Here is a 23,847-nt window from a genome sequence, read left to right as displayed (position 1 = left end):
GGCGCACCGACATCGGAACTTCCTGGCGAAACTTTGCTCAGACCTTTTATCCATTGCCCTACAAACCACGTAGCGGCGCGAGCGATTTCGCGCCGTTCGAGAAGCCGCGTCCATGGAAAAAACGTCCACTGCTGCGCCCCCGGTGCAGCATCGAGAGCCGCCTGATCACCCGCCTGTCGCTGCCGAAACCCTGCTCGCCCTCATGCATGCCCAGGCCGAAGTCGCCCGCCTGAGCGAACGCGAGCACTTGTTCAGCTCATTGCTGGTGAGCGTCAACGCCGTGCTGTGGGCCTTCGACTGGGGCCGCCAGCAGATGATCTACGTCAGCCCTGCCTACGAGCGTATCTTTGGCCGCTCGGTGGGCCTGGTGCTGGCCGATTACGGACAGTGGCGCGACAGCATCTACCCGGACGACCTGCACTATGCCGAGCGCAGCCTCAGCGAGGTGATCGACAAGGGCGCGGTCGAGGACCGCGAGTACCGCATCATCCGCGCCGACGGCGAAGTGCGCTGGCTCAGCGACAAATGCTTTGTCAGCCACCGCACCGACCCGGGCCAGCGCCTGGTGGTGGTCGGCATCGCCGAGGACATCACTGAAAAGAAGCACCTGGAAGACGAATTGCAGCGCCTGGCCACCACCGACGTGCTGACCCAGAGCAGCAACCGCCGGCATTTCTTCGACTGCGCCCAACGCGAATTCGAGCTGGCCCGCCTGCAAGGCACGCCGCTGTCGTTCCTGTTGCTGGACATTGATGACTTCAAGAAAATCAACGACACCTTCGGGCATCAGGTCGGTGATGGCGTGTTGCAGCGCATTGCCGAAAGCGGTCGCACCACCCTGCGACGCGGCGACCTGTTCGGCCGGATCGGCGGTGAAGAATTCGCCGCCATCTTCCCCGGCTGCGCCTCGGCCATGGCCTTGCAGATTGCCGAACGCCTGCAGCGGGAAATCCAGCGCCAGCATTTCCAGAGCGACCAGCAGAGCTTCGGCATCACCGCCAGCCAGGGCCTGACCAGCCTGACCGACGACGACCCGACCCTGGAAGCCCTCTACGCGCGCGCCGACGCGGCCATGTACCAGGCCAAACGGCAGGGCAAGAACCAGATTGTGGTGGGGTAGGCAAACGGGCGTTTGCAGACAGGGSCGGCACAGCCATCATTTTCGGTGCCTGACATCCGGCATTCGCGACCGTTGATCGCTCCTACAGCCGTGTGTCGACACCTGTGCCGTAGGAGCGACCAGCGGTCGCGAAAGGGGCGGCACAGTCATCATCTTCGGTGCCTGACAACCGGCATTCGCGACCGTTGGTCGCTACAGGGTCGGCGTAGCCGGTGGGGCTGGCGGTTCTTCTTCCATTGACCGCTCCGGCTCCGGGGTGAGGTCGAGCAGGTCCGGCAGATCATCCTCGACCTCCGCGTCCTCTTCCACTGACGCCACGGCTTCGGCAGGCGCATTGGCCAGCGCCAGCAGGCTGGGGTCGGTCACCCCGGTCAGTTTCTTGCGCAGGCGCTGCAAATCGTCGACGCCGAGCTTGAGCAACCGCGCCGGCTTGGACTTGAGCAAGACATTGACACTTTGTTCATCGCGCAGCCGCGCCATTTCGCCGGCCAGGTTCATGGCCAGCACCTCGCGGGTGAAGACCCCGGTGTTGTACTGGTAGATCGCCGCAATCAGCTCACGCAGCTCCAGCGGCAGGCGCCAGCGGGTGCGCAGGGCCGAGCCAAAGGAGGCCGAGTACTGCTGCAGCATCTGGGTGATCAGCGGCTCGTCCAGCTTGCCGCCGTTGAGCAGCCACTCCTGCAAACAGCCAAGCACCGCCAAGTCGCCCAGCGACTGCAGCAGCCCGGCGGTAAAACAACGCTCCTGGTTCAGCTCCAGCATGCGCGCCAGGATACGGGCGTAGTCGCCAGTGCGCTGGGACATCAGCCACAACTCGCTGGCCTTGGCCAGCAGCCCGTCATGGGTCAGCACCGCCACGCGCTTCTTGCCCAGGTTGGTGGCGATCTGCGCACTCTGGCTGGCGCCCAGCAGCGCCATTGCGCCACCCAGGCTCTGGATCGGCTTGCCCAGGTGCTGGGCGGCCGTGTTGGCCGCCGCGATCAGCACCGCCGTGATGTGCGGATCGTTGCGCAATTCCTGTTCGAGCAGATGAATGTCCAGGCCCTTGGCACCCTGGCTCAGGCCCAGCGCCGACTCGACATCCACGAACAACGGCGCGCTGTCGGCCGTTTCCCGGCGGGTGTCGAGAAACTTGTTCAGGGTCATGCCCGGCACTTTCACCGGCCCCGTGGTCGGGCATTCGAGCAACAGCCCGCGCAGCCGCTGGCGCAGGCCTTCGTTGTCCAGCGGCTTGGTCAGGTAGGCGGTCGGCAACAGCGGCAGGACTTCGCGCACACTGGCGGCATCACTGCGGCTGCTGAGCAGAATGAAGGGAATCGGCGGCTGGCGACGCAGCTTGCGGATGCCGCGCAACAGGCTCAAGCCATCGATGGACGGCAGTTCACGCGACGCAATGATCAGGTCGGGCAAATGGCCTTTCATCCATTCGATGGCCTGCCGGCCGTCGGTGCACACTTCCAGTTCGACATCGGCACGCACGCTCAGGACCAGATCACTGAGGTTTTCGCGAATCCAGGGGTCGGACTCCGCGATCAACACCCGCGGTACGCCAAGCAAATCTACAGCGGTCATCATGACTCTCCGACATCGATGCCTTCACCTTAGCCAATGCCGTCGCCGGTATATACCCATAGGCCGAAAAAAGAACGGCAGCGCAGAAAAAACCCAGGCGCCAGAATCGATGCAGAACCGCGTAGGAGCGACCAGCGGTCGCGAAAGGGCCGGGCCAGGCACAGCATTTTCTGCGCCTGATAGACAGCAGGTTTTGATCCAGAACACGGCGCACATCCCGTAGGAGCGGCTTCAGCCGCGAATGCTACGAATGACGCGAATTCGGCGGTGCCTGTGTTCCCGACTGAAGTCGGTCCTACAAGTCCTACAGGTCCTACGAGGCACTGGCCAAAAAAAACCCGCCGAAGCGGGCTTTTTATTCAGCCATCAGGCTCATGCCAGTTCGTCGAAGCACTCGGCGATCAGGGCGATGCCTTTTTCCAGTTGCGCATCAGGAATGGTGACAGGCATCAGGAAGCGGATCACGTTGTAATACGTGCCGCACGACAGCAGGATCACGCCCTTCTCACGGGCACGGGCCACAACCTTGCCGACCAGCTCGGCAGCCGGCTTGCTGTGGTCGCCGCCTTCGAACAGCTCGATGGCCACCATCGAACCCAGGCCGCGCACGTCGCCGATCACCTTGTGCTTCTCGGCGATCTGGCGCAGGCGGGCCTTGAGGATCTCGCCCACGGCGTTGGAGCGCTCCAGCAGGTTTTCTTCGTCGAACACCTTCAATACGGCCAGGGCCGCGGCGCAGGCAATCGGGCTGCCGGCATAGGTGCCGCCCAGGCCGCCCGGGGCGATGGTGTCCATGATCTCGGCCTTGCCACACACGCCGGAGATCGGGAAGCCGCCGCCGACCGACTTGGCGAAGGTGGTCAGGTCCGGCACCACGCCCAGTTGCTCGGTGGCAAAGAAGGTCCCGGTACGACCGGCACCGGTCTGTACTTCGTCAGCGATCAGCAGGATACCGTGCTGGTCGCACAGGGCGCGCAGGCGGCCCATGAAGGCCGGCGAGTTGACGTAGAAACCGCCCTCGCCCTGCACCGGCTCGATGATGATCGCCGCGATGTCCTGAGGCTGGGCATCATTCTTGAAAATGCGCTCGATGCTGGCGATCGACTCGTCTTCGCTCACGCCATGCAGCTCGCACGGTGCCTGGGCGCGGAACACGCCAGCGGGCATCAGGCCCATGCCGGCCGAGTACGGCACCACTTTGCCGGTCAGCGACAGAGTCATCATGGTGCGGCCATGGTAAGCGCCGGTGAAGGCGATCACGCCAGTACGGCCGGTGGCGGCACGGGCGATCTTGACGGCGTTCTCGACCGCTTCGGAGCCGGAGGTCACCAGCAGGGTCTTCTTGGCGAAGTCACCCGGCACGCGCTTGGCGATTTCTTCGCACAGCTCGATGTAGGGCTCGTAGGCCAGCACCTGGAAGCAGGTGTGGGTCAGCTTGGTCAGTTGTTCCTGAACGGCAGCAATCACCTTGGGGTGCAGGTGACCGGTGTTCAGCACCGCAATGCCGCCCGCGAAGTCGATGTACTCACGGCCTTCGACGTCCCACACAGTGGCGTTCTCGGCGCGCTCGGCGACAATCGGGTGGATCTGGCCGACACCACGTGGAACAGCGGCGGCACGGCGTTGCAGCAGGGATTCGTTAGTCTTGCTCATGGTTTCCTCATTCGCCGCTCATCGTCGGCGTGTGGCAAGGATCAAGCGGCGGGAATCACCGGGCCAGCATACGATGATCGACTGGCAAGGCTTTCCGGCCACCATTGGGTCGGGCTACAGCAAAAAAACCGATGGAGCGTCGCTCTCGCGCCCCATCGGTTGCAAAGACCTGCTGCCGGAATCAGACCGACAGGCAGAGGTATTTGATTTCCAGGTAGTCTTCGATGCCGTACTTGGAGCCTTCACGGCCCAGGCCCGAGGACTTGATGCCGCCGAACGGCGCCACTTCGTTGGAAATCAGGCCGGTGTTGATACCCACCATGCCGTACTCCAGCGCCTCGGCCACGCGGAAGACACGGCTCATGTTCTGCGCATAGAAGTACGAGGCCAGGCCGAACTCGGTGTCGTTGGCCATCGCAATGACTTCGGCCTCGTCCTTGAAGCTGAACAGCGGCGCCAGCGGGCCGAAGGTCTCTTCCTTGGCCACGGCCGCGTTCTTCGGCACGTTGATCAGGATGGTCGGCTCGAAGAAGGTGCCTTCCAGGCTGTTACCGCCCGACAGCACCTTGGCGCCTTTGCTCAGGGCGTCGGCAATGTGTTCCTTGACCTTGGCCACGGCCTTTTCGTCGATCAGCGGGCCGGTGGTGATGCCCTCTTCCAGACCGTTGCCGATCTTGAGCTTGGCCACCGCCACTTTCAGCTTCTCGGCGAACGCGTCGTAGACGCCTTCCTGCACATAGATGCGGTTGGCGCAGACGCAGGTCTGGCCGTTGTTGCGGTACTTGGAGATGATCGCGCCTTCGACCGCCTTGTCCAGGTCGGCATCGTCAAACACGATGAAGGGCGCATTGCCGCCCAGCTCCAGCGACACTTTCTTGATGTCCTGGGCGCATTCGGCCATCAGCTGGCGACCGATCTCGGTGGAACCGGTGAACGACAGCTTGCGCACGATCGGGTTGCTGGTCAGCTCGCCGCCGACTTCACCGGCGCTGCCGGTGACCACGCTGAACACGCCAGCCGGAATACCGGCACGCTCGGCCAGCTCGGCCAGGGCCAGGGCGGAATACGGGGTCTGCGAAGCCGGCTTGAGCACCATGGTGCAACCGGCGGCCAGTGCTGGACCGGCCTTGCGGGTGATCATGGCCGCCGGGAAGTTCCACGGGGTGATGGCGGCGGTGACACCGATCGGCTGCTTGAGCACGATCAGGCGCTTGTCTGGCTGATGGCCCGGAATCACGTCACCGTACACACGCTTGGCTTCTTCGGCGAACCACTCGATGAACGAAGCGGCATAGGCGATCTCGCCCTTGGCCTCGGCCAGCGGCTTACCCTGCTCCAGAGTCATCAGGCGCGCCAGGTCGTCCTGGTTCTCGATCATCAGCTCGTACCAGCGACGCAGCTTGGCGCCACGTTCCTTGGCGGTCAGAGCACGCCAGGCCGGCAGCGCCTTGTCGGCGGCCTCGATGGCACGACGGGTCTCGGCTGCGCCCATCTTCGGCACGCTGCCCAGCACCTCGTTGGTGGCCGGGTTGTTGACCTTGATGGTCTGGCCACCGTCTGCGTCCAGCCACGCACCGTTGATATAGGCTTGCTGGCGGAACAGTTTGGAATCCTTGAGCTGCATGTCGGCCTCCTGAATAGCACCGCGCAGACGCGGAGCGGGCTGATAGAGAAATGGCGCCCTGACTGGGCATCACTGAAATTTTTATTCGCCTTGACCTGGCGCACGAAGCTTAACAGGCAGAAAGGCCGAACAGGAGCGTTTGAAATCTCAAACGAATCCTAGGGATTGTGGCAGTAAAGGACAATAGGGCGTTCGGAAAAAAGAACAGATTGGCACGGATGGTCAGTTTTTCGTGCGCCGATGTCAGGTATAGGCAATGAAATGTGCGAAATCAACAACACATGCTCGCCAGCATGGACGTGTGCGCGAGAGATGAGTATTATGGCGCCCGCATTGCACCTGTAGCTCAGCTGGATAGAGTACTGCCCTCCGAAGGCAGGGGTCATGGGTTCGAATCCCGTCAGGTGCGCCATCTTTCCACCCCTTGTGTCACAAGGGGTCAGCACTTCCGCTAAAAGCCTGTCCTGGTCCTGAACGTCGTTTTTGCCACCGTTGAACGTGGCGCGAGCGCTCAAGTCGGCAGCCATCAGCAATCACGGTACAGCCCCCAAACAACCGAATCCGATGCCCAAGCCTGGGCACGCATGATCGAAAGCGAAATCGACCGGGGCATTTTTGTCTCTCGCGTCGAGGCTGAACGCACCGCCGTTCATCGACTTGTTGATCGCTACATCTATGAGATCGCTCCGAAGCACAAAGGCGCGTATTCGGAAATCAAATGCCTGCAAGCACTCAAGCGTCATCCGCTGGCGACACGTATCGTTGCCATCCTCACCTCTTCAGATTTCGCGCGTTACCGTGACGAGCGCCTGAAGATTCGCAAAGGCAACACGGTGAAGCGTGAGCTTGCGTTGTTTCAGTGTGTGATTGAGGTCGCTCGCAGAGAATGGGGAATCCCTCTCGCCTAAAGCTATTCACTGGCTGAAGGGTTTACCGCGTTCATTATGCGGTCGAGTATCCCCCACCACTGCGGATGCCCTCAAGAAGGCCTTCACACGCGGCTTGGAGCGCGCGAGGACGAAGTACTTAGGCGATTGCTGTGCTTTTGCATTTGACGCTCTCAATACACTTTTAGATAGCCGGCCATGAAATAGCGTCAGAGCTCAACCATGCTATTCGATCCGACTTAACCAGAGGATTTTTAAAAAAATCTTCAACGGCTAGCCATGCTTTTTTGGGTTGTATAAAAGAACCCGCAGGAACAAATTGGTCGTCCCCAAAGTCTTCAACATGATTCATTTTCGGTTGATCACATACTGAGAAATATTCAGCCCCCCTGCGCTCACCAGCAGATCTAAAGTTGTACCTAACAGAAACACCGAGTTCTGTGTTCTCCAACACGGTCAGCTCAGACTTGTCACCTTTATCACTGACAAAGCTAAAAACTCCATCACCGCCCCCTTTCTGCCACATCGAAGGCTGATAGTTTAAAAAAAAGTCGGCATAAAACTGCAACTTTGGATTTTCATCCACATCATGATCCAGGAAAATACATTTGAATTCAGACATGCCAACCTCTACCGTGCCCTGGAGTTAACCGTAACTTTTTCGCCATTTTTAATCACCCCATTGATAACATCAATCTTCATCTCATGCATACGTTCAGGTAGAGACTGTTTGCAGGTGATCGCATCTGGTTGGCTGATTCCCAGATCTTGGCTGCTAGCTGTTGCTTGTTCACGGCGAGTACTTTTAGGGATTTGATCAGGCAAACTGGATGACATGTTCGGCCTTGAGCAGGGCTGAGCCGGCAAAAGGATGGGATTTCAATAATGCGCCGAAGTATCGCACCCGCACGGTGTCCATGAAAAGCTATGAGTACGGTTAGCGGGTGGATACCGTCCCAAACTGCAGATGGGCCAGAGTGTGTAAAAACGCTTCGTCAAAATTGAAGTGCGCGCGTCTACGTTAAATCTGAAATTTATCGGCACCTCTGCAGATGTGGATTTCGCGTAGAAACGCGATTTCCAGTCCGATTTTGAGCACCCGCTACATCTATGAGATCGCTCCGAAGCACAGTCCGACCCGGCCATGATGAGCGACAGCCCAGCCAACTCAAACGCTGCCCTCACGCTCGATAACCAGAATCCGTGCTTCTCCACGAGGGTGCGCAACATGTTCACATCCAGCCCCTGCGTAAAACACGTCGCCAACCATCAGGGTCACGAGGCGCTCAGTGCCTGACTCGCGATAATGCATATCTACCGTGCCGTCGAGGACTGCGAACACTTCCTCACCATCATTGACGTGCCACTTGTAGGGTTGGTCAGTCCAGTGAAGACGGACGGTGGTTCCATCCAGGTTGGCGATCTCGTCAGCCCCCCAAGCGCGCGTGGCGGTGAAGTCTTTGCTACGAATAACTCTCATCGGATTTCAGGTCTCGAACAGGTGGTGATTTGTACCCTATCAGAATCTTTGACCCTCGACTGCTGGACGAAAAGAAGACCTGGACTGAACGGGAGCTGATGGCTGCCTTCTTTTTCGTTAGGTTTTGTACGAAAGAATATTGCGACATACAACGGCCAGAAGCTGCCAGTCAGCGGCGTCGACTGCTACTCTCCGCCTTTCCGGACTCAGCGCTGCTTATAACCTGAGGTTGTATGAATAACCAACTTGCCATTTTGATAAGCGATTACCAGGCACGTGTTAGCACCGCTGTGGACATGATGCATCGGTCTGGTATCCCGCAGCCCTTGACCAATACAGATTGGGTGGGGACTGACATCCCTCAGCACGGAGAGCCAGAAGGCGGGGTTCGTTACTTCAAGCACGGCTATGGCTGCGCAGTCAGCCTCCCCACAGGTACAGTAGACTTTGACTTTGGGGCACAGGGTGAGATCAATGGCTTCGACGCGTGGCGACTTGCCGGTTTTGCAGGCGACGCACTGCCGAAATACGGTTTTGCTGATGAGGATGCACTCATAGAGTGCTTCAAAGCAGAAGTTGCTGCCGGTTCTCTTGTGTATTCCGGGTACATTCTCTATTACCTGGCGGACGACACCTGACACTGTCTGTCGACAGGGTCCGTTCTGGCCATGTATTAATTTCCCAGCCCAGAACGCCTGCCTGGAATAGCCGTCGGTCTGTAAGCATCGGCCGAAGGGCCCTGCTTTACCCTGGGTGTCTTCGCAGAGCGGTCTCGCCTTTGTTGAACCCGCAACGCGGAAGGCGCCCAGGGGGTGCTTGTTGGTCGATGGCTGCCTTTAGCAAAAAGCTGCTATCGACCCAGGTTGTGTGAAAACGGATTTGTCAGCACTTTGGAAGGTGCCGCAGATGATGTTCCCTCCTGCCATATCGTTCCCTATCGTGGCTTCGAAGCTTGGATTAGGCCGCTCGCGCTTACGTGTCTAACGTCGATTTTTTGCTGGTCTACGCCCGTTGCGAGCGGCCAATTAATCCAAGGTTTGATGAACAATCCTGCGATTCTTTGACCTTATGGTGGTCGAGCTCGCGACGGGACCTTTCAATCATTTCTTACCTGTTTGAGCCAATTCCAGAAAGGATCACTGGATTCATGCGCGTCCATGCTTGTTGTGCTTGAGATGATATCTGATGCGCGCGCCGGGACGCTGAGGCCAAGCGTGCGCTCCACGTACGCCCGCAATGCCCGAGGTGGTGCTGGGTAGTCATCCTCTGCGTATTGCTGCTCGCGCAGTTCGGCCGGTGTTCTCGTAAACTCCTCTGGCCAGCAGTGCTCGTTGTAACCAATAGCCAGTAAGCGAAGCAGGTCTTGCGTACTATGGGTCAAGACGCAGAGCATGACTGATCCCGAGCCCGAGCCAAGATGGACGATTCGCTGCTGATCGTGGTCGTCCAGCCACAACCCTGCCCACGATCCATCGCCACCCGTCCTGAGGAATATTGATAGCCGCTCGTTTACTCTGGGATCTTCGCAGGCCGTCCATTGAGCAGTATCGGCGGAGTCCGGAACGTGAAAGGCGGTGATAGCGCTGTTGTTGTATTCAGGTTCGGGATGCAACGTCATGTAGCGGCCCCCGGTCCTATAGTGGCGGACGCAGCCTAGGGCTTCCAGGAATTCCATGGCCTGTCGTAATACTGGAGGTACCGGATTGCTTGCCGGGAAGGCGGCCACTAACTCGTCGGTGAAGTTCATGTCTTTCCTGACCATTGTCTTTAGCGATTACCGTGAATGAAGGTGGATTGCTAGGCCCGGAATAGATCGCCATGTGCCACCCAATGACCGCTTCTGGCCGGTTAGCGCCGGTCTGACTTCGACCGGCGCTACACATGGTTAAACCTCAGTCTGTTCCGCCATCTCCAAGGCGTCATCGACCTCAATCCCCAGATATCGAACAGTGCTCTCCAGCTTCGTATGGCCGAGCAGCAACTGAACCGCCCTCAGGTTCTTAGTCCTACGATAGATCAGTGATGCCTTTGTGCGTCTCATTGTGTGCGTGCCATACATGGCTGGATCAAGACCAACGGCTTTCACCCAGCCTTTGACGATGCGAGCGTATTGACGTGTAGATAGATGGTCTGAAGTATGCAGCCGGCTAGGGAAAAGGTAGTCCTCGCTGCGTAACTGGGACCGATGTATCCAGGCCGCGAGAGCAGACCGTGTTTGCTCAGTGATTTCAAATTGCACAGGCCGCTGGGTTTTCTGCTGCATCACTATAGCTCGTGATGAGACGTGCTCACCATGAGCGACATCGCGCACGCGGAGCGTGGTTAAGTCGCAGGCTCGGAGCTTGCTATCGATGGCCAGATCGAAGAGAGCCAGATCTCGGGTTTTTTCCGCAATTTGAAGCCTTACTCGAATGGCCCAGATGTCTCTCAGTCGGAGTGGGGTTTTCTGCCCGACCAGTTTTCCTTTGTTCCAGGGCTGACGGATGCTGGTAGCAATGATGTGCATGACAAGTCCTCCACGTGTGGAAGGACAAGGATGGCTAGTCGGAGCAGCTGTCGCTAATCGGCCCATTGCAGCCGCTCAGCGTTTGGGCGGGAGTCGGCCAATAACGGTCATTCGGCCACGGTCTGTTCGGGTTGTAAGCGGTCGATTCCAGCAGAAACTTCGTGCAATTCAGAACGTGCAAAAATTAGGTGAAGGGTAGCCTGGTGAGTGTCATAAAATCCGATTTGTCGTCCTTTTAGGATGCAATACTGCCCGTGGGAGCTTAGATTAAGACCTCCAGTGACCTTAGCGAGCTGCTAGCAATCCGCTGCCATTATGGCGTGTTGCCGTTTAGGTTTGGCGTGCATGGAACACATGGTTACTCACAAGAATTTTTTGGGCCATGCGCAGGATTGGATACCGTCGGAAGTCATCCGATCGCTCAGTATCCTTGGAGATTTCGCGGCGAATACCACGGTTACCAGAAGCACGAAGTTTATTTCGTAACGGCATGATCTTAATTAAGGGCATCGGATGAGTAAGAGAAGGATTTTAACCATCGGTCTTGATTTGGCGACCGATGATACCGAGTATGTTGAGTTTTCATCTAAAATCTCTCTCTTGGATTGGGATATAGTTTTATTCAAGCCTGAGATAGATGAGTTTGTCCATGGCCACGCCCGGAGCTATCAGGGTAGACCACGGCTTGATGATGTTAAATCATTTCAGCTAAAAGAGAGCTGCGAACATTGGCGACGAGAGATAAAGCAAGCAGTTGAAGCAGGTAAAACTGTTTTTGTGTTTCTGCCGATACCGCTCGAGGTATATGTTGATACGGGAGGTCGCCAATATTCAGGTACTGGAAGGAATCAGAAAACCACTGTGCTGGTTGAGCCTTACAGTAACTACGAAGCTTTGCCGATGAATATTCCAAAAGTCGTCGCAAGCGGAAGCTCTATAAAGTTATCACCGAAGTGTGGGGATATAGTTGCTGCTTATTGGGCGCAATTTGAATCATTGTCTACCTATCACATTACAATGAGCGGCTCTGAAGTTCCAGCATGTTTAACGACAAAGGCCGGAGATAAACCGGTCGGAGCAATCTATCGAATGGGTGCCTCTCATGGCACGTTGCTACTTCTTCCAGATCTGGATTTCTACGATCAGACTTACATGCTTGAAGATGACGAGTGCTCTTGGAGTAAGGAAGGGGAGCAATTCGCGAGTCGGATGATGGCGTGTGTCGTAGGGATAGATAAAGTCCTTCGTTCAAGGTCTGAGAAGACCCCGGAGCCGAAGTGGGCATCGGAGTTAGAATTCGTGCTGACGGCCGAATTGGAGCTGAGAGTAAAGCTTCTCCATGCCGAGAGCCTCCTTGAGGAAGCCCAGAAAAATAAGGAAGTAATAGTTAATAGCCTAGTCAAGGCTGGATCCTTGCGAGCTTTGTTATTTGAAAAGGGTAAAGCTCTTGAATTCGCAATTATTGACGCTTTACGTCTGTTAGGGTTTACCGTTTCAAATTTTCAGAATGCCGAGTCAGAGTTCGATGTGGTTTTTGAATGCGATCAAGGAAGATTGGTAGGCGAGGCTGAAGGCAAGGATACCAAAGCTGTTAATATCGAAAAGCTTCGACAACTTGCAATGAATATACATGAGGATTTGGCTCGAGACGAAGTCAGCATGCCCGCCAAGCCAGTGCTTTTCGGGAACGGTTATAGGCTTTTGGCACTTCATGAAAGAGCCGACCCCTTTACCACGAAATGCCATAGTGCGGCTGCTAGCTCGTCAACGGCATTAGTATTTACTCCGGATCTCTTTGCCGTGGCGAAATATATACATTCTGCAACTGACCCAGCCTATGCTCGATTGTGCAGGGAGGCAATTTTGTCAAGCGCGGGGCGAGTAATATTTCCAATAGTTCCTGCTCTAGATGATGCGAGTGAGGTGACAAGCTTTGTTCAAGAGCCTGCGAGCTAGCGCGACCTGCGGGCGGCGGTGGGTTAGAGTGATTGGCCGTTTTCCGCCTATCACGATGTAAGGCCCCCCTTTGCAATCAGTTGCTAATGGCTGATAGCACCCAATTATATACATTAGCTGACGTTTGCTCACTGGGACGGGGTTTAGCCCGTCCCAGTGAGCAAAGCGAGCGATTAATTTAATTCAATTGTTAGATTTTGGCTGGCTTTCTGGCCATAAATCGATTGAATTTCTCACTTAGAACAAAAACGTACTCGCAAATTGCTTCAGCAAAATCTAGCAAATCTTTAGCATCTTCTTTTGATATTTTTTCGTCTGAGGCGTGTGCGCCGATATTTCTGTGCTTTCGAAGCTCATCACTCCACTGATAGAGTCTCTCATCAATTACCCCTTTTGATTTCAGTTCTTCCAGTCCTTTTGCGAGTGTCTTGCTTGAAGTGTTGTGATGTTTACATACCGCCTCTAAGGTGCGTCCGCTCATTACTACTGAGGCGCTATAGGCTCTGGCTTTATAGCAAAGCCTTGCTTCAGTTAGCGAGTTACGCGCAATATCGGGAATACTCCAGTCAATGTGGCTATCCTGCTTAGGCCATAACCTGACCACATCTGACCATTCATGCTTGTCCCAGCTGATTTGAATGAGCTCTGCACCGCCGAGTAGAGAGTTGTTGCAAATTGGGCATTGAAGGAGGATCGCCTTAAATGGGAACGGATCTTCATTAGGGTCATAAGACTCATGCTCACCCTTATAAACTCCATCGACCTTTGACTCGCAATATGAGCATTCAATGATCATGATTTAGACTTAACAATTTACTTTTCAAAAAACTGGGTGCGTAGCTCGAAATTTTTTTCGAGCACAGAAACTTGTTAAGTACGTGATTATTCATTTTTACCGATTTTAGGCAAAAATAACTCTTCAATTGCTGACTCGGCAGATTCTCTAACTTCTTTAGAAGGCTCCGGATCTAACTTGTTCTCTACAAAACTTATTGCATTCATCCAGCTCATATATTCTTCATCGGAAAATTCAGTAGCTTTTTTTCCTGCTTTGCCCTCAATAAAGGCAATCAATGAAAACGTTAATGTCTTTGCCTCTGCTGAGGGATAACTCTGAAAATCATCTTCAAAAAAATCTTTTTCATATTCTTCAAAATAGTCGGCTTGCTTCAAATATCGACTGAGATAATAAAAAGCGGCTCTTGCATCGGATATTTCGTAACCTGAGATTACATCTTCTAGTTTTTTCATGTTAGCCAATCCTGATAATGTCAAATGCTGATTGAGGTAGGTCGGACAATATATACTCATGAGACAAAGGGTTTGCTCGATCTTTGACATCTACTTTTTGATAAAAAGGTACGGCTTCAAGGCGCGCAATCACACATAGAAGGGGCCTGAAGTGTTGATCTTTTGTCTTCTTAGAAATGTATACAATTTCATCATGAGCTTCTTGCGTGATTTTACCTAGCTTCAACATGATCGAAGCGCCTTTCCTAATACCCCTTCGATTTAACTCTATTTTCGTATTGTGGTGATCTGCGGCATCAACTTCTTTTTTTAGAGTATTGTAGATTTCCACAGGTGATGAACTCGGTGGGACCGTGAAATGCGGAGATTCAAAATCAGACCCAAAATATGGGGTGCACCACATATAGTGTTTATCCCCATAATATTTTTTATTTATATTGTAGGCCAGCGTCGTCATGGCCGAATATAGAATCGGATGAGTTATGTCCTTTAGCGACATCATTTTCCCTCTTTGATAATCATTGCTTTGCTTTCATATAACTATAAATAGGCGGAAAACGGGGTGATTTTTTCGTTATTAGTGTCTGATAACGTTCCTTGTGCACCTGCGATTCCGTGATCTGCTTAACTGCCCCGTTAGCAAAGACTGCATACTGCGGGGAGAAAAGCGATGGGGCTCCAAGGCACATTACGGTGTGATAAGCACTGTGTCTATAGTCCGCTCCTGGTCGCTAGCGAACATCCAGGAACGACAGCTTCTTGGCCGATTTCTGCCTACGGCCACCGACAGCTTTTGGCCGAATCCAGTCGTTCAGCGACACCCAGCCTGCTCGTCAAGTCGAATTCAAACGGACGGTCAAGTCCGCGCAGTGATGTATCAAGAGACAGGAAAAGCTCTCTGGTAGTTGAATCGGTGCGCAAGCCAGTAGCGGTAGCCTGAACGCGCTCACGCTGTTTGCCTCCCCCCAACCCCGGCACCGTCAACTTCCCCTACATCCGATGATGTTCCAGCAAGAAATCCACAAACAATCGCACCCGCGCCGGCATTGCCGCGCCGCCGACGAACACGGCATGAATCGGTTCCCGGTCCCCGGGGTTCCAGGCGTCCAGCAGCGGGATCAGATCACCACGTTGCAGATCCTCGCTCACGCTGAATTCACCGATGCGTGCAATGCCGGCCCCTGCTCGCGCCAGTTGTGCCAGTGCTTCACCACTGCTGCATTCGATATTGCCGCTGACCTTGAGGGAAAATTCTTTTCCATCGCGGATGAACGGCCAGTTGGGTTCGGCACGCCGGAAGTTGAAGCGTAGGCAGTTGTGCTGTAGCAGGTCTTGCGGTTCCTGGGGGATGCCGTGGCGCTGCAGGTACGCGGGCGATGCCACCACGACCTGGCCGGTTTCGCCGATCCTGCGTGCGGTCAGCGGGCTGTCGGGCAAATGGCCAAAGCGGACCGCGACGTCGGCCTGCCCGCCGAGAATGTCGACCACTTCGTCGCCGAGGCTGAGGTCGACGACGATGTTCGGGTAGCGGACGCTGAATGCTGCAACCAAGGGCACGATGGCCAGCCGGCCATGGCCAAGGGCGGCACTGACCCGCAATCGCCCCCTGGGTACGCCCTGGTCGGCGATGGCTTCTTCGACCTCGTCCATGTCGGCCAGGATACGCCGGGCGCCGCGCAGGAACGCTTCGCCCTCGGCCGTGAAGGTGATCGCCCGGGTGGTGCGCAGCAGCAGGCGGGTGCCAAGGCGTTGCTCGGTGCGCGCGATGATCCGACTGACTGCCGAGGGTGTCAGGCCCAGTGCCCGTGCGGCGGCCGACAGGCTGCCTTCCTGCGCCACGGTGGTGAACACGCTCATTTCACCTGACCTGCCGTTGAAATCCACTTGTGCCTCCTGCGCAAAGGTGATTGCCAAAAATGCCATCTACCGCCTGAAAAGGCTGGATCGTAGCATTGGCGGCATAGATAAGGAGCCTTCCATGCGTATCAACCCACCACTTGTCGCGCTCGCCATCGGTGCCTTTGGCATCGGCGTCACTGAATTCGCCCCCATGGGCATGTTGCCGGGTATCGCGGCGGATCTGGGCGTTTCCATTCCCGCTGCCGGTTTGCTGGTCAGTGCTTATGCGCTGGGCGTCTTGCTCGGCGCACCGCTGATGACCCTGACCACCGGCAGGATTCCCCGGCGCTATCTGCTGATCGGGCTTATGGCGATTTTCACTCTGGGCAATCTGATGTCGGCCCTGGCCACCGATTACTACAGCCTCATGGTCGCCAGGGTGGTGACCTCACTGAACCATGGTGCATTTTTTGGCGTCGGCTCTATCGTCGCTGCCAGCGTGGTCGCCCCGGAGAAGCGTGCCGGGGCGGTGGCGGCGATGTTCATGGGCCTGACCCTGGCGACCATCGGCGGTGTACCGATGGCCACCTGGTTTGGCGAGCTGTTCGGTTGGCGCACCGCTTTCTGGGGCATTACCGGTCTCGGCGCGATCACCATGGCCGCGTTGTGGTTCGCCCTGCCTGACCTGAAGACGCCGCAAAGCGTCGGTGTAATGGCCGAAATCCGGGTCCTGGGGCGTGGTCCGGTGCTGGGCGCGCTGGCGCTGACCGTCGTTGGATCGAGCGCAATGTTTACCGTTTTCACCTACATCGCGCCGATCCTCAGCAGCGAGACCAGTAGCTCCACCGTCTACATCACCGCCATGCTGATGCTTTTTGGTGTGGGGTTGACGCTGGGCAATATGTGGGGCGGCAAGGCCGCCGACCGCTCGATAGATCGCACCTTGATCGTCTCGCTAAGCGTGCTGATTCTCGTCTTGCTGGCGTTCACCCTGCTGATGCAGTGGAGGGTGCCGGCGGCGCTGGCCATCCTGATCTGGGGTATCGCCAGTTTCGCCCTGGTGCCGCCGCTGCAGATGCGCGTCATGGAAGCAGCAAAGGACGCGCCCAATCTTGCTTCGGCGGTGAACATTGGCGCGTTCAATCTTGGCAACGCGATGGGTGCTGCGCTGGGCGGAGCGGTGATCAACGCGGGACTGGGTTATCCGGCGATTTCCCTGGCCGGCGCGGCGATGGCTGCGCTGGGGCTGCTGATGGTATTGGCTTATGCCTGGCGCGCCAGAACGATGGGAACAGCGGTGGTGTGACGCAGGCGAGGGGCGGCAATCGGTCCAGGCCGTGTAACAACGACTGCGCTTGCGTCTTGGCTTGTTGCTGAAGCACGATGCCGGTTTCCCTGGCAAGGACAGGCCGATGACCAAGCCCCTCGAACAAGAAAGCCCAACGTGAGTTCACGGCATTTCACGGCCAAGAGCGAAGACCTGGGCAACCGCATGATGAAGGTTGACCATGCAGGCGAGCATGGCGCGATCTGTATCTATAGCGGGCAGTTGTTCATGGCCCGGCTTTTCGTCCCGGGCATGGTGAATGAGCTCAAGGAATTCCTCTCTCACGAGCGTCGTCATCGGGCGGTTTTTCAGCAGGAACTGCAACGCCGCAATCATCCCCGCTGCCGTAGTTATTGGTTGTGTGGCATCGGCGGTCTGGCGTTGGGGTTGCTGACGGGCCTCTGTGGCCGCAAAGCCATTGTCGCGACGACCGTCGCGGTTGAAAGTGTGGTGCTCAGGCACCTGGCTCATCAACTTGAGGTGCTGGCCACCATCGACCGCCCTGCGGTAGCGGCCATTACTTCGATTGTGGCGGAGGAGCAGCACCACCATGATCACTCAGCAGCGCAGATTGATGTGCGCGATCCCTGGTTCAGGGTATTGGCGCCCATCGTGACGGCATGGACGGAGGCGGTCATCTGGATGGGGATGCGCTCTTAGACAGGGCACGCTGTCGGTCTGGTCGATACTCACAAAGCCACGCTTGCACGCCCGTTTGCTCATTTCCCGCTCAATCCCTTGAGTTCGGCTGCCTTGCTAAAGGAAAGGTGATCCAGGGTCACCGCCCCCACCACCCCCGCAAACACACCATAAACGCCGCCATCGACGGCGAGCGCGACACCGGGCGTGTCTCCAGCAATCCGATCACCCGTCGATCAGGCTGCTTTACCGGCAGCGTAATGCACCGTTCGATATTGAACACCGACGTGCAACTGGCCGGCAGCAGGGAAAAACCCAGCCCTTCACGCACCAGGGCAACCGCCGAGCTCATGTGTGCCACTTCCCAGACCGGCGTCGTGTCCACGCCCAGGTGCCTGAGAGCGTTGTCGGCCAGCGGACGGATGCTGGTGTCCTTGGTCAGGGCGATATAGGGCAGCGACTGCCATTGTTCATGCACGTCTTTACCCTGGCGCACCAGCAGCACCAGGTCGTCGTCCAGCAGCGGTTCGAAATCGATGCCGGCCACGCCGTGCGGTGACGAGCTGATGCCGGCGTCGACGTCACCGTTCTGCACCCACGCCAGCACTTCGCCGGCGCGGCCGTCGCGCAGGCGGACTTCGACGCCCGGATGGACCTGCGTGAAGGCGGCGATCACCTGGGGCAGGAACGAGGCGGCCACGGTCGGCAGTGCCGCCAGGCGGATGATGCCGCGGGTCAGGGCCACGGTTTCGCGGGCATCGCGCACGGCATCTTCCATGTTCTGCAGCATGCGCCGTGCCTGTGGCAGGAAGTGCTGGCCGGCCGCGGTCAGCTCGACCACGCGGGTGTTGCGCGCCAGCAACTGCAAGCCCAGCGCCTCTTCCAGCTTGCGGATGGTGTAGCTCAAGGCGGGCTGGGACAGGTGCACCAGCTCCGAGGCGCGGGTAAAGCTGGCGCTTTCGGCAACCCATACAAAGGCCTGCAATTGCCGGAAGGAGACGTTCATGCGCGACCTATAAAAGAAATGGATTAATTGTTCAGACCTTTCGAATACTAAAAATAATACGCCGGCGCCATCATGGCTACAGACTTACTGGAGCACCTGATGACAAAAACAATTCACATCGGCTGCGGCGCCGGCTTTGCCAATGATCGGCCTGATGCCGCCTTGCGCCTGGCCCACGACCTGGCACGCCTGCCGGGTCAGCGTTACCTGATGCTCGAGCTGCTGGCCGAGCGCACCCTGGCCGAGGCGCAATTGCGCAAGCGCAGCGATGCGCAGGCAGGCTATTCAGAGCGGCTGTTCGATTTTCTCGAACCGATGCTCGACCTGTGCCTGGACCACCGGATCCCGATCATAACCAACGGCGGCGCGGCCAACCCGCAGGCGGCGGCGCAGCGCCTGCGCACGCTGCTCGACGGCGGCACGCGCCCGGCACGCATCGCCTGCGTGCTCGGCGATGACCTGCTGCACGCCGACCCGGCCTCACTGCAGGCCTGGTTGCCGGCCGACCTGCCTGTCGAGCGGCAGGTGTCGATCAACGTCTACACCGGCGCCGACGGCATTGCCCAGGCGCTGGCCGAGGGTGCCGATGTGGTGATCTGCGGCCGGGTCGCCGATCCGTCGCTGGCCGTGGGGCCTGCGCGCCACGGGCTGGGCTGGGCCGCCGATGACTGGCAGAAGATCGCCATCGCCACCGCCGCCGGGCACCTGCTCGAATGCTGCACGCAAGTCACCGGCGGCTACTTTGCCCATCCGGGCATCAAGGACGTACCGGACCTGGCCAACCTCGGTTGCCCGATTGCCGAACTGAGCGAAGACGGCCGCCTGGTCATGACCAAGACCCGCGACAGCGGCGGCCTGGTGACCGAGCGCACGGTCAAGGAACAACTGCTGTATGAGGTTCATGATCCACGCGCGTACCTGACCCCCGACGTGGTGCTCGACCTGGGTGAAGCCTGCGTCAGCCAGGTGGGCCCGGACCGGGTGGCAATCACCGGTATTCAGGGTCATCCGCAACCGGCGCAGCTCAAGGGCCTGGTCGGTCTGCGCGGGTTGTGGTTCGGTGAAGCCGAGATTTCCTATGCCGGTCCCGGCGCGCTCCAGCGTGCGGCCCTGGCGCGTGAAATCCTCCTGCAGCGGTTCGAGACGCTGGCACCGCAGGTGCGTCCCTGGATCGACCTGTCAGGGGTTGCCAGCCTGTTCAACGACAGCCGCGGCGAGTACCTCACCCAGCGCCTGGCCCACGCCGCCGACCTGGAAGACGTGCGCGTACGGGTCGGCTTGATCAACCCGGATCGGGCGCTGGTGAACACCCTGCTGGCCGAAGTCGAGTCGCTGTACACCAACGGCCCGGCCGGTGGCGGCGGCGTGCGCCGGCACCTCAGCGAAAGCATCACCACCCAAGGCTTTCTGATCGCGCGTGGTGAAATCCAAACCCGTCTGGAGTGGTACTGATGACTGCACTCGTGACGCTTGCCGACTACGCCCACGCCCGCGCCGGCGACAAGGGCAATATTCTGAGCATTGCCGTATTCCCGCTCGACGAGGCGCATTACGCCTGGCTGGCCCGTGAAGTCACCGCCGAACGGGTGGCCGAGCACTTCGCCAGCCGGCGTCCCGACAGCGTGAAACGCTACACGCTGGACACCCTCAAGGCGCTGAACTTCGTGCTGGAAAACGCCCTGGAAGGGGGTGTCAACCAGAGCCCCGGCCTGGACCGCCACGGCAAGAGCCTGAGCTACCTGCTGCTGTCGATGCGTGTACCCGCGCCGCCTGCCCGTTAGCACCGGGCTGACAGATAGAGCCCTTGATCGCCCCGACAATAAAAACAAGCTGAGGCAAGACCTATGATTACCCTGCTGGGTTTCATCATGATGCTGGGCATCATTGCCCTGATTCTGCTGCGCCGGATCAGTCCGGTGGTGGCCTTCAGTACCATTCCGGTTGCCATCTGCCTGGTGGCCGGCTTTTCGCCGCAGCAGATTGGCGAGTTCATCAAGAGCGGGCTGCTGACCGTCGCCCCCACCGCGGCGCTGTTTCTGTTTGCCATTCTGTACTTCGGCATCATGCGCGACCGCGGCCTGTTCGATCCGCTGGTCAACTTTCTGATCCGCAGCACCGGCGGCCGCCCCCTGGCCGTGGCGCTGGTCACCGTGCTGGCAACGGCCGTGGTGCACCTGGACGGTGTCGGCGCGGCTACCTTTCTGCTGACGATTCCGGCCCTGCTGCCGCTGTATCGCCGCGTGAACATGAGCCCGCTGTTACTGCTCTGCCTGGTGGGCACCACCGCCGGGGTCATGAACATGGTGCCCTGGGGCGGGACTACGGCACGCGCCGCCGCCGTCTCGGGGCTCGACGCCACTCAGTTGTGGCTGGGCCTGATCCCGGTGCAGGTGGTCGGGCTGGCGTGCATGTTGCTGATCGCCGGCGTGCTGGGCCTGCGTGCACAACGCCGGCAGGCACGCTCGCTCAGTGCGGCGGCCACCGTCGATTTCGAGGCGACGCACACCGATCCCAGGGAGTACGCGCTGTCGCCGACAACGCTGCGCTACTGGCTCAATGTCGGCCTGACCGTGGCGATCCTGGCGTGCCTGTTCACCGGTATCTTTCCCTTGTACGCCTGCTTTATCGTCGGCCTGGGCATTGCCCTGCCGCTGAATTTTTCGCTGGATGTGCAGGCTGAACGGCTCAAGGCACACGCCTGGGATGCGCTGCAGATGGTCATGGTGATGATGGCCGCCGCCGTGCTGCTGGGCGTGTTGTCAGGCGCGAAGATGTCCGACGGCATGGCCCTGGCGCTGATCGATGTGCTGCCGGCAGGGTCGGCGCAGTACCTGCACGTAATCGTCGGTGCCTTCGGCGTACCGCTGGGAATGATCTTCTCGCCCGACGCCTATTACTTTGCCTTGTTGCCGGTGATCCGCGACGTGGCCATGGCGGCCGGCGTGCCCCTGGAGTCGGTGGCGCGGGCCATGCTGATCGGTGAAAACACTGGCTTTTCGATCAGCCCCGTGGTGCCCAGCGTCTACCTCGCGCTGGCCCTGGCCGGGGTGGAACTGCGCAAGCACATCGCCTTTACCTTTTTCTGGGCCTGGGGCGTCAGCCTGGTGATGCTGGTATTTGCGGTGATGATCGGCGTGATTCAGGTCTGAGCCCTGGCTTCAGCGAACCGGGCGGCTGGCCCAACGTAACCTGCCAGCCGCCTGGGGGCCGCGCACTTGTGCTGCGCAGCAAACACTGCCCCCCTGCTACTGGACGTCTACGCGCTTGGCCTCATCGACGCCGGCACTGGTCAGCTTGATCGGAAACTCCAGGGTCGAACTGTGCGGGTCGACCGGAGTACCGTGAATGAAGTTCTCATGCTGGAAACGTCTTATCACCTCCACTACCGCCTTTTCGCCACGGTAGTTATCCAGGATCTCCTTGCCCAGGCCATTGGGGTGGGCATGCAGCAGGCGGGTCAGTACTTCGCGTTCCAGTTCCTGATGTTCCATACGTACCTCTTGCGCTTATGGGTTATGCGTTGGAAATGCCATAAGCGCCCGAGTGCAGCACAGCAGACGAACGGTCATCAATCGACCGTGACAGACCGGGCAGGTAGCAGGAAAGGTGCAAGTCCCGCAGCGCTTCAAGAGGCTGACTGGCCAGAGAATCCGACGCTTTTTACAACCGTCAGGCCAGCCTGTTCTCACACGCCACACGCTTTGTAAAGCAGCGCAGGTTTTCCAGCGTTACCTGCGCAATCTGCTCCAGTGCCTCGCGGGTGAAAAACCCCTGGTGCCCGGTGATCAGCACGTTGGAAAAGGTGGTCAGGCGCAGGAACACTTCGTCGTCGATGTGATCACCCGAGCGGTCCTGGAAGAACAGCTGGCTCTCCTGCTCGTAGACGTCGATGGCCAGAGCGCCGAGTTGCCGGGACTTGAGCGCTTCGATCACCGCCAGGGTGTCGATCAGCGCGCCGCGCGAGGTGTTGACCAGCATGGCGCCGGGTTTCATCTGTGCCAGGGTTTCGTGGCGGATCAGATGGCGGGTGCTGTCGAGCAGCGGGCAATGCAGGCTGACGATGTCCGCCACGGGCAGCAGTTGCTCCAGCGTCACGTACTCGCCCAGTGCCTTGAAGGCCTCGGTCTGAAACGGGTCGAACCCCAGCACCCGGCAACCGAAGCCCTTGAAGATGCGCGCGGTGGCCAGGCCGATCTGCCCGGTGCCGATGATCCCTACGGTCTTGCCATGCAGGTTGAAACCCAGCAGCCCGTCGAGCATGAAGTTGCCTTCACGCACACGGTTATAGGCGCGGTGGGTGTGGCGGTTGAGGGTCATCACCAGTGCCAGAGTGTGCTCGGCCACAGCCTCGGGTGAATAACCCGGCACCCGGGCGACGAAAAGGTCCAGGCGCTTGGCCGCGTCCAGGTCGACGTTATTGAAACCGGCGCAGCGCAGCAGGATCGCGCTGACACCATAGCCCTTGAGCGTGGCCAGCACACCGGCATCGAGCTGGTCGTTGACGAAGACACAGATGGCCTCGAAGCCTTGGGCCAGGGCAACGGTGTCGGCGCTCAGGGTCGGAGCCAGGTAAGTGAACTCAAGGCCCGCGTCGGCAAAATCCCGTTGCAGGGCCTGATCGAAAAAACGCCGGTCATAGGGCTGGGCGCTGAAGAAAGCAATTTTCATGAAACAACTCCAAAACTTTGTAGGAGCGCGCTTGCCCGCGACCGAGTGCGTAGCGCTCGCAAAATCTGCGAAACGCCACAATTTTACGGCTGTGAACACTTTCAAAATCTGCGAAACGCCACAATTTTACGACTGCTAACGCAGCCGGTCGCGGGCAAGCGCGCTCCTACGCAAGAGCATCCCATTCAGCAGGTCATGTCTTGTGATGAGTGCCTGCGTTCTTGTCTTCAGTCATCTCGTACCACATGCCGTTGAGCACGGCAAAGGCGGCGGCCAGGGGCAGGCCGAGCAGCCAGGCGAAATACCACATAGTCATCTC

24 protein-coding genes and 1 tRNA gene are annotated in these 23,847 nt (G+C 58.2%); 10 read left to right on the top strand and 15 right to left on the bottom strand.

From position 1 onward, the window contains the following. Positions 1–112: 112 nt before the first annotated feature. Entirely contained in the window at positions 113–1,120 is a 1,008-nt protein-coding gene (locus ASF84_RS23375) for a GGDEF domain-containing protein (protein ID WP_109512145.1), read from the top strand. A 192-nt stretch (positions 1,121–1,312) separates the two neighbouring features. On the opposite strand, the gene ASF84_RS23370 is transcribed toward ASF84_RS23375, so the two are convergent. The 3 genes from ASF84_RS23370 to gabD form a co-directional block, all read right to left on the bottom strand. Then, entirely contained in the window at positions 1,313–2,695 is a 1,383-nt protein-coding gene (locus ASF84_RS23370) for an HDOD domain-containing protein (protein WP_056841247.1), read from the bottom strand. A 369-nt stretch (positions 2,696–3,064) separates the two neighbouring features. Further along, positions 3,065–4,345 (bottom strand): 4-aminobutyrate--2-oxoglutarate transaminase, encoded by a 1,281-nt coding sequence (gene gabT, locus ASF84_RS23365; RefSeq protein ID WP_056841246.1) that lies wholly within the window; start codon positions 4,343–4,345, stop codon positions 3,065–3,067. A gap of 181 nt (positions 4,346–4,526) precedes the next feature. Then, positions 4,527–5,969, bottom strand: a complete 1,443-nt coding sequence (gabD, locus tag ASF84_RS23360; RefSeq protein ID WP_056841245.1) for an NADP-dependent succinate-semialdehyde dehydrogenase — start codon at positions 5,967–5,969, stop codon at positions 4,527–4,529. A gap of 335 nt (positions 5,970–6,304) precedes the next feature. Between gabD and ASF84_RS23355 the strand changes: the two genes are divergently transcribed. After that, positions 6,305–6,381 (top strand) — tRNA-Arg (locus tag ASF84_RS23355). 172 nt (positions 6,382–6,553) lie between these two features. Continuing rightward, positions 6,554–6,877, top strand: coding sequence for a hypothetical protein (locus ASF84_RS23350; protein WP_236709469.1), 324 nt, complete (start codon positions 6,554–6,556; stop codon positions 6,875–6,877). Positions 6,878–7,040: 163 nt separating this feature from the next. Here ASF84_RS23350 and ASF84_RS29305 read toward each other — a convergent pair whose 3' ends face one another. Further along, positions 7,041–7,478: a hypothetical protein gene (locus ASF84_RS29305; RefSeq protein WP_156684353.1), complete on the bottom strand. Its 438-nt coding sequence runs from the start codon at positions 7,476–7,478 to the stop codon at positions 7,041–7,043. A gap of 546 nt (positions 7,479–8,024) precedes the next feature. Further along, entirely contained in the window at positions 8,025–8,336 is a 312-nt protein-coding gene (locus ASF84_RS23345) for a cupin (protein ID WP_056841244.1), read from the bottom strand. Positions 8,337–8,569: 233 nt separating this feature from the next. Between ASF84_RS23345 and ASF84_RS23340 the strand changes: the two genes are divergently transcribed. Next, positions 8,570–8,974 (top strand): DUF6896 domain-containing protein, encoded by a 405-nt coding sequence (locus tag ASF84_RS23340; RefSeq protein WP_056841243.1) that lies wholly within the window; start codon positions 8,570–8,572, stop codon positions 8,972–8,974. Positions 8,975–9,432: 458 nt separating this feature from the next. Here the strand turns inward: ASF84_RS23340 and ASF84_RS23335 are convergent, their stop codons facing one another. Then, a complete protein-coding gene (locus tag ASF84_RS23335) occupies positions 9,433–10,083 on the bottom strand; it encodes a hypothetical protein (RefSeq protein WP_056841242.1) in 651 nt (216 codons plus the stop codon). A gap of 138 nt (positions 10,084–10,221) precedes the next feature. Then, the gene (locus tag ASF84_RS23330; protein WP_056841241.1) at positions 10,222–10,842 is read right to left on the bottom strand and encodes a tyrosine-type recombinase/integrase; all 621 of its coding nucleotides are present in this window, start codon (positions 10,840–10,842) and stop codon (positions 10,222–10,224) included. Between the two features lie 513 nt (positions 10,843–11,355). Between ASF84_RS23330 and ASF84_RS23325 the strand changes: the two genes are divergently transcribed. After that, on the top strand, positions 11,356–12,798 hold the full coding sequence (locus ASF84_RS23325; RefSeq protein WP_056841240.1) for a hypothetical protein: 1,443 nt from the start codon (positions 11,356–11,358) through the stop codon (positions 12,796–12,798). Between the two features lie 190 nt (positions 12,799–12,988). On the opposite strand, the gene ASF84_RS28750 is transcribed toward ASF84_RS23325, so the two are convergent. The 4 genes from ASF84_RS28750 to ASF84_RS23310 all read right to left on the bottom strand — a co-directional run bounded on the left by ASF84_RS28750 (position 12,989) and on the right by ASF84_RS23310 (position 15,933). Continuing rightward, positions 12,989–13,594 (bottom strand): DUF4145 domain-containing protein, encoded by a 606-nt coding sequence (locus ASF84_RS28750; RefSeq protein WP_082481788.1) that lies wholly within the window; start codon positions 13,592–13,594, stop codon positions 12,989–12,991. Positions 13,595–13,680: 86 nt separating this feature from the next. Then, positions 13,681–14,049, bottom strand: a complete 369-nt coding sequence (locus ASF84_RS23320) for a hypothetical protein (RefSeq protein WP_056841239.1) — start codon at positions 14,047–14,049, stop codon at positions 13,681–13,683. A gap of 1 nt (position 14,050) precedes the next feature. Further along, entirely contained in the window at positions 14,051–14,551 is a 501-nt protein-coding gene (locus tag ASF84_RS29300; RefSeq protein ID WP_156684351.1) for a hypothetical protein, read from the bottom strand. Between the two features lie 488 nt (positions 14,552–15,039). After that, positions 15,040–15,933 carry a LysR family transcriptional regulator gene (locus tag ASF84_RS23310; protein WP_056841512.1) on the bottom strand — a complete coding sequence of 298 codons (894 nt, stop codon included), beginning with the start codon at positions 15,931–15,933 and terminating at the stop codon, positions 15,040–15,042. Between the two features lie 94 nt (positions 15,934–16,027). Here ASF84_RS23310 and ASF84_RS23305 point away from each other — a divergent pair, with 94 nt between their 5' ends. Then, on the top strand, positions 16,028–17,194 hold the full coding sequence (locus tag ASF84_RS23305; RefSeq protein WP_056841237.1) for an MFS transporter: 1,167 nt from the start codon (positions 16,028–16,030) through the stop codon (positions 17,192–17,194). A 138-nt stretch (positions 17,195–17,332) separates the two neighbouring features. Beyond that, the gene (locus ASF84_RS23300) at positions 17,333–17,875 is read left to right on the top strand and encodes a demethoxyubiquinone hydroxylase family protein (RefSeq protein WP_236709468.1); all 543 of its coding nucleotides are present in this window, start codon (positions 17,333–17,335) and stop codon (positions 17,873–17,875) included. A gap of 118 nt (positions 17,876–17,993) precedes the next feature. Here ASF84_RS23300 and ASF84_RS23295 read toward each other — a convergent pair whose 3' ends face one another. Then, the gene (locus ASF84_RS23295) at positions 17,994–18,860 is read right to left on the bottom strand and encodes a LysR family transcriptional regulator (protein ID WP_056841236.1); all 867 of its coding nucleotides are present in this window, start codon (positions 18,858–18,860) and stop codon (positions 17,994–17,996) included. Positions 18,861–18,959: 99 nt separating this feature from the next. Between ASF84_RS23295 and ASF84_RS23290 the strand changes: the two genes are divergently transcribed. From ASF84_RS23290 to ASF84_RS23280, 3 genes are all read left to right on the top strand, one after another. Continuing rightward, on the top strand, positions 18,960–20,312 hold the full coding sequence (locus ASF84_RS23290) for an acyclic terpene utilization AtuA family protein (protein WP_056841235.1): 1,353 nt from the start codon (positions 18,960–18,962) through the stop codon (positions 20,310–20,312). After that, the gene (locus ASF84_RS23285; protein WP_177339479.1) at positions 20,312–20,641 is read left to right on the top strand and encodes an AtuA-related protein; all 330 of its coding nucleotides are present in this window, start codon (positions 20,312–20,314) and stop codon (positions 20,639–20,641) included. Before ASF84_RS23290 ends, ASF84_RS23285 begins: the two co-directional genes overlap by 1 nt. Positions 20,642–20,704: 63 nt before the next feature. Continuing rightward, a complete protein-coding gene (locus ASF84_RS23280; RefSeq protein WP_056841233.1) occupies positions 20,705–22,009 on the top strand; it encodes a CitMHS family transporter in 1,305 nt (434 codons plus the stop codon). 96 nt (positions 22,010–22,105) lie between these two features. On the opposite strand, the gene ASF84_RS23275 is transcribed toward ASF84_RS23280, so the two are convergent. The 3 genes from ASF84_RS23275 to cydX form a co-directional block, all read right to left on the bottom strand. Then, on the bottom strand, positions 22,106–22,351 hold the full coding sequence (locus ASF84_RS23275; protein WP_056841232.1) for a hypothetical protein: 246 nt from the start codon (positions 22,349–22,351) through the stop codon (positions 22,106–22,108). Positions 22,352–22,529: 178 nt separating this feature from the next. Beyond that, positions 22,530–23,528 carry a 2-hydroxyacid dehydrogenase gene (locus tag ASF84_RS23270; protein WP_056841231.1) on the bottom strand — a complete coding sequence of 333 codons (999 nt, stop codon included), beginning with the start codon at positions 23,526–23,528 and terminating at the stop codon, positions 22,530–22,532. A gap of 193 nt (positions 23,529–23,721) precedes the next feature. Beyond that, entirely contained in the window at positions 23,722–23,844 is a 123-nt protein-coding gene (gene cydX, locus ASF84_RS28745; protein ID WP_421957952.1) for a cytochrome bd-I oxidase subunit CydX, read from the bottom strand. Positions 23,845–23,847: the final 3 nt, after the last annotated feature.

It is taken from the genome of Pseudomonas sp. Leaf127, from assembly GCF_001423155.1.
Lineage (GTDB): Bacteria > Pseudomonadota > Gammaproteobacteria > Pseudomonadales > Pseudomonadaceae > Aquipseudomonas > Aquipseudomonas ovata.
Note: the sequence above shows the minus strand (reverse complement) of the source record. Positions and strands in the feature narration are given on the sequence as shown.

Coding starts and splice junctions, on each gene's coding strand:
- ASF84_RS23330 (WP_056841241.1), bottom strand. CDS start 10,842: ATGCACATCATTGCTACCAGCATCCGTCAGCCCTGGAACAAAGGAAAA.
- gabD (WP_056841245.1), bottom strand. CDS start 5,969: ATGCAGCTCAAGGATTCCAAACTGTTCCGCCAGCAAGCCTATATCAAC.
- ASF84_RS29300 (WP_156684351.1), bottom strand. CDS start 14,551: ATGATGTCGCTAAAGGACATAACTCATCCGATTCTATATTCGGCCATG.
- cydX (WP_421957952.1), bottom strand. CDS start 23,844: ATGACTATGTGGTATTTCGCCTGGCTGCTCGGCCTGCCCCTGGCCGCC.
- gabT (WP_056841246.1), bottom strand. CDS start 4,345: ATGAGCAAGACTAACGAATCCCTGCTGCAACGCCGTGCCGCCGCTGTT.
- ASF84_RS23345 (WP_056841244.1), bottom strand. CDS start 8,336: ATGAGAGTTATTCGTAGCAAAGACTTCACCGCCACGCGCGCTTGGGGG.
- ASF84_RS23280 (WP_056841233.1), top strand. CDS start 20,705: ATGATTACCCTGCTGGGTTTCATCATGATGCTGGGCATCATTGCCCTG.
- ASF84_RS23285 (WP_177339479.1), top strand. CDS start 20,312: ATGACTGCACTCGTGACGCTTGCCGACTACGCCCACGCCCGCGCCGGC.
- ASF84_RS23325 (WP_056841240.1), top strand. CDS start 11,356: ATGAGTAAGAGAAGGATTTTAACCATCGGTCTTGATTTGGCGACCGAT.
- ASF84_RS23335 (WP_056841242.1), bottom strand. CDS start 10,083: ATGAACTTCACCGACGAGTTAGTGGCCGCCTTCCCGGCAAGCAATCCG.
- ASF84_RS23320 (WP_056841239.1), bottom strand. CDS start 14,049: ATGAAAAAACTAGAAGATGTAATCTCAGGTTACGAAATATCCGATGCA.
- ASF84_RS23305 (WP_056841237.1), top strand. CDS start 16,028: ATGCGTATCAACCCACCACTTGTCGCGCTCGCCATCGGTGCCTTTGGC.
- ASF84_RS23340 (WP_056841243.1), top strand. CDS start 8,570: ATGAATAACCAACTTGCCATTTTGATAAGCGATTACCAGGCACGTGTT.
- ASF84_RS23290 (WP_056841235.1), top strand. CDS start 18,960: ATGACAAAAACAATTCACATCGGCTGCGGCGCCGGCTTTGCCAATGAT.
- ASF84_RS23370 (WP_056841247.1), bottom strand. CDS start 2,695: ATGATGACCGCTGTAGATTTGCTTGGCGTACCGCGGGTGTTGATCGCG.
- ASF84_RS23350 (WP_236709469.1), top strand. CDS start 6,554: ATGATCGAAAGCGAAATCGACCGGGGCATTTTTGTCTCTCGCGTCGAG.
- ASF84_RS23295 (WP_056841236.1), bottom strand. CDS start 18,860: ATGAACGTCTCCTTCCGGCAATTGCAGGCCTTTGTATGGGTTGCCGAA.
- ASF84_RS23270 (WP_056841231.1), bottom strand. CDS start 23,528: ATGAAAATTGCTTTCTTCAGCGCCCAGCCCTATGACCGGCGTTTTTTC.
- ASF84_RS28750 (WP_082481788.1), bottom strand. CDS start 13,594: ATGATCATTGAATGCTCATATTGCGAGTCAAAGGTCGATGGAGTTTAT.
- ASF84_RS23375 (WP_109512145.1), top strand. CDS start 113: ATGGAAAAAACGTCCACTGCTGCGCCCCCGGTGCAGCATCGAGAGCCG.
- ASF84_RS29305 (WP_156684353.1), bottom strand. CDS start 7,478: ATGTCTGAATTCAAATGTATTTTCCTGGATCATGATGTGGATGAAAAT.
- ASF84_RS23275 (WP_056841232.1), bottom strand. CDS start 22,351: ATGGAACATCAGGAACTGGAACGCGAAGTACTGACCCGCCTGCTGCAT.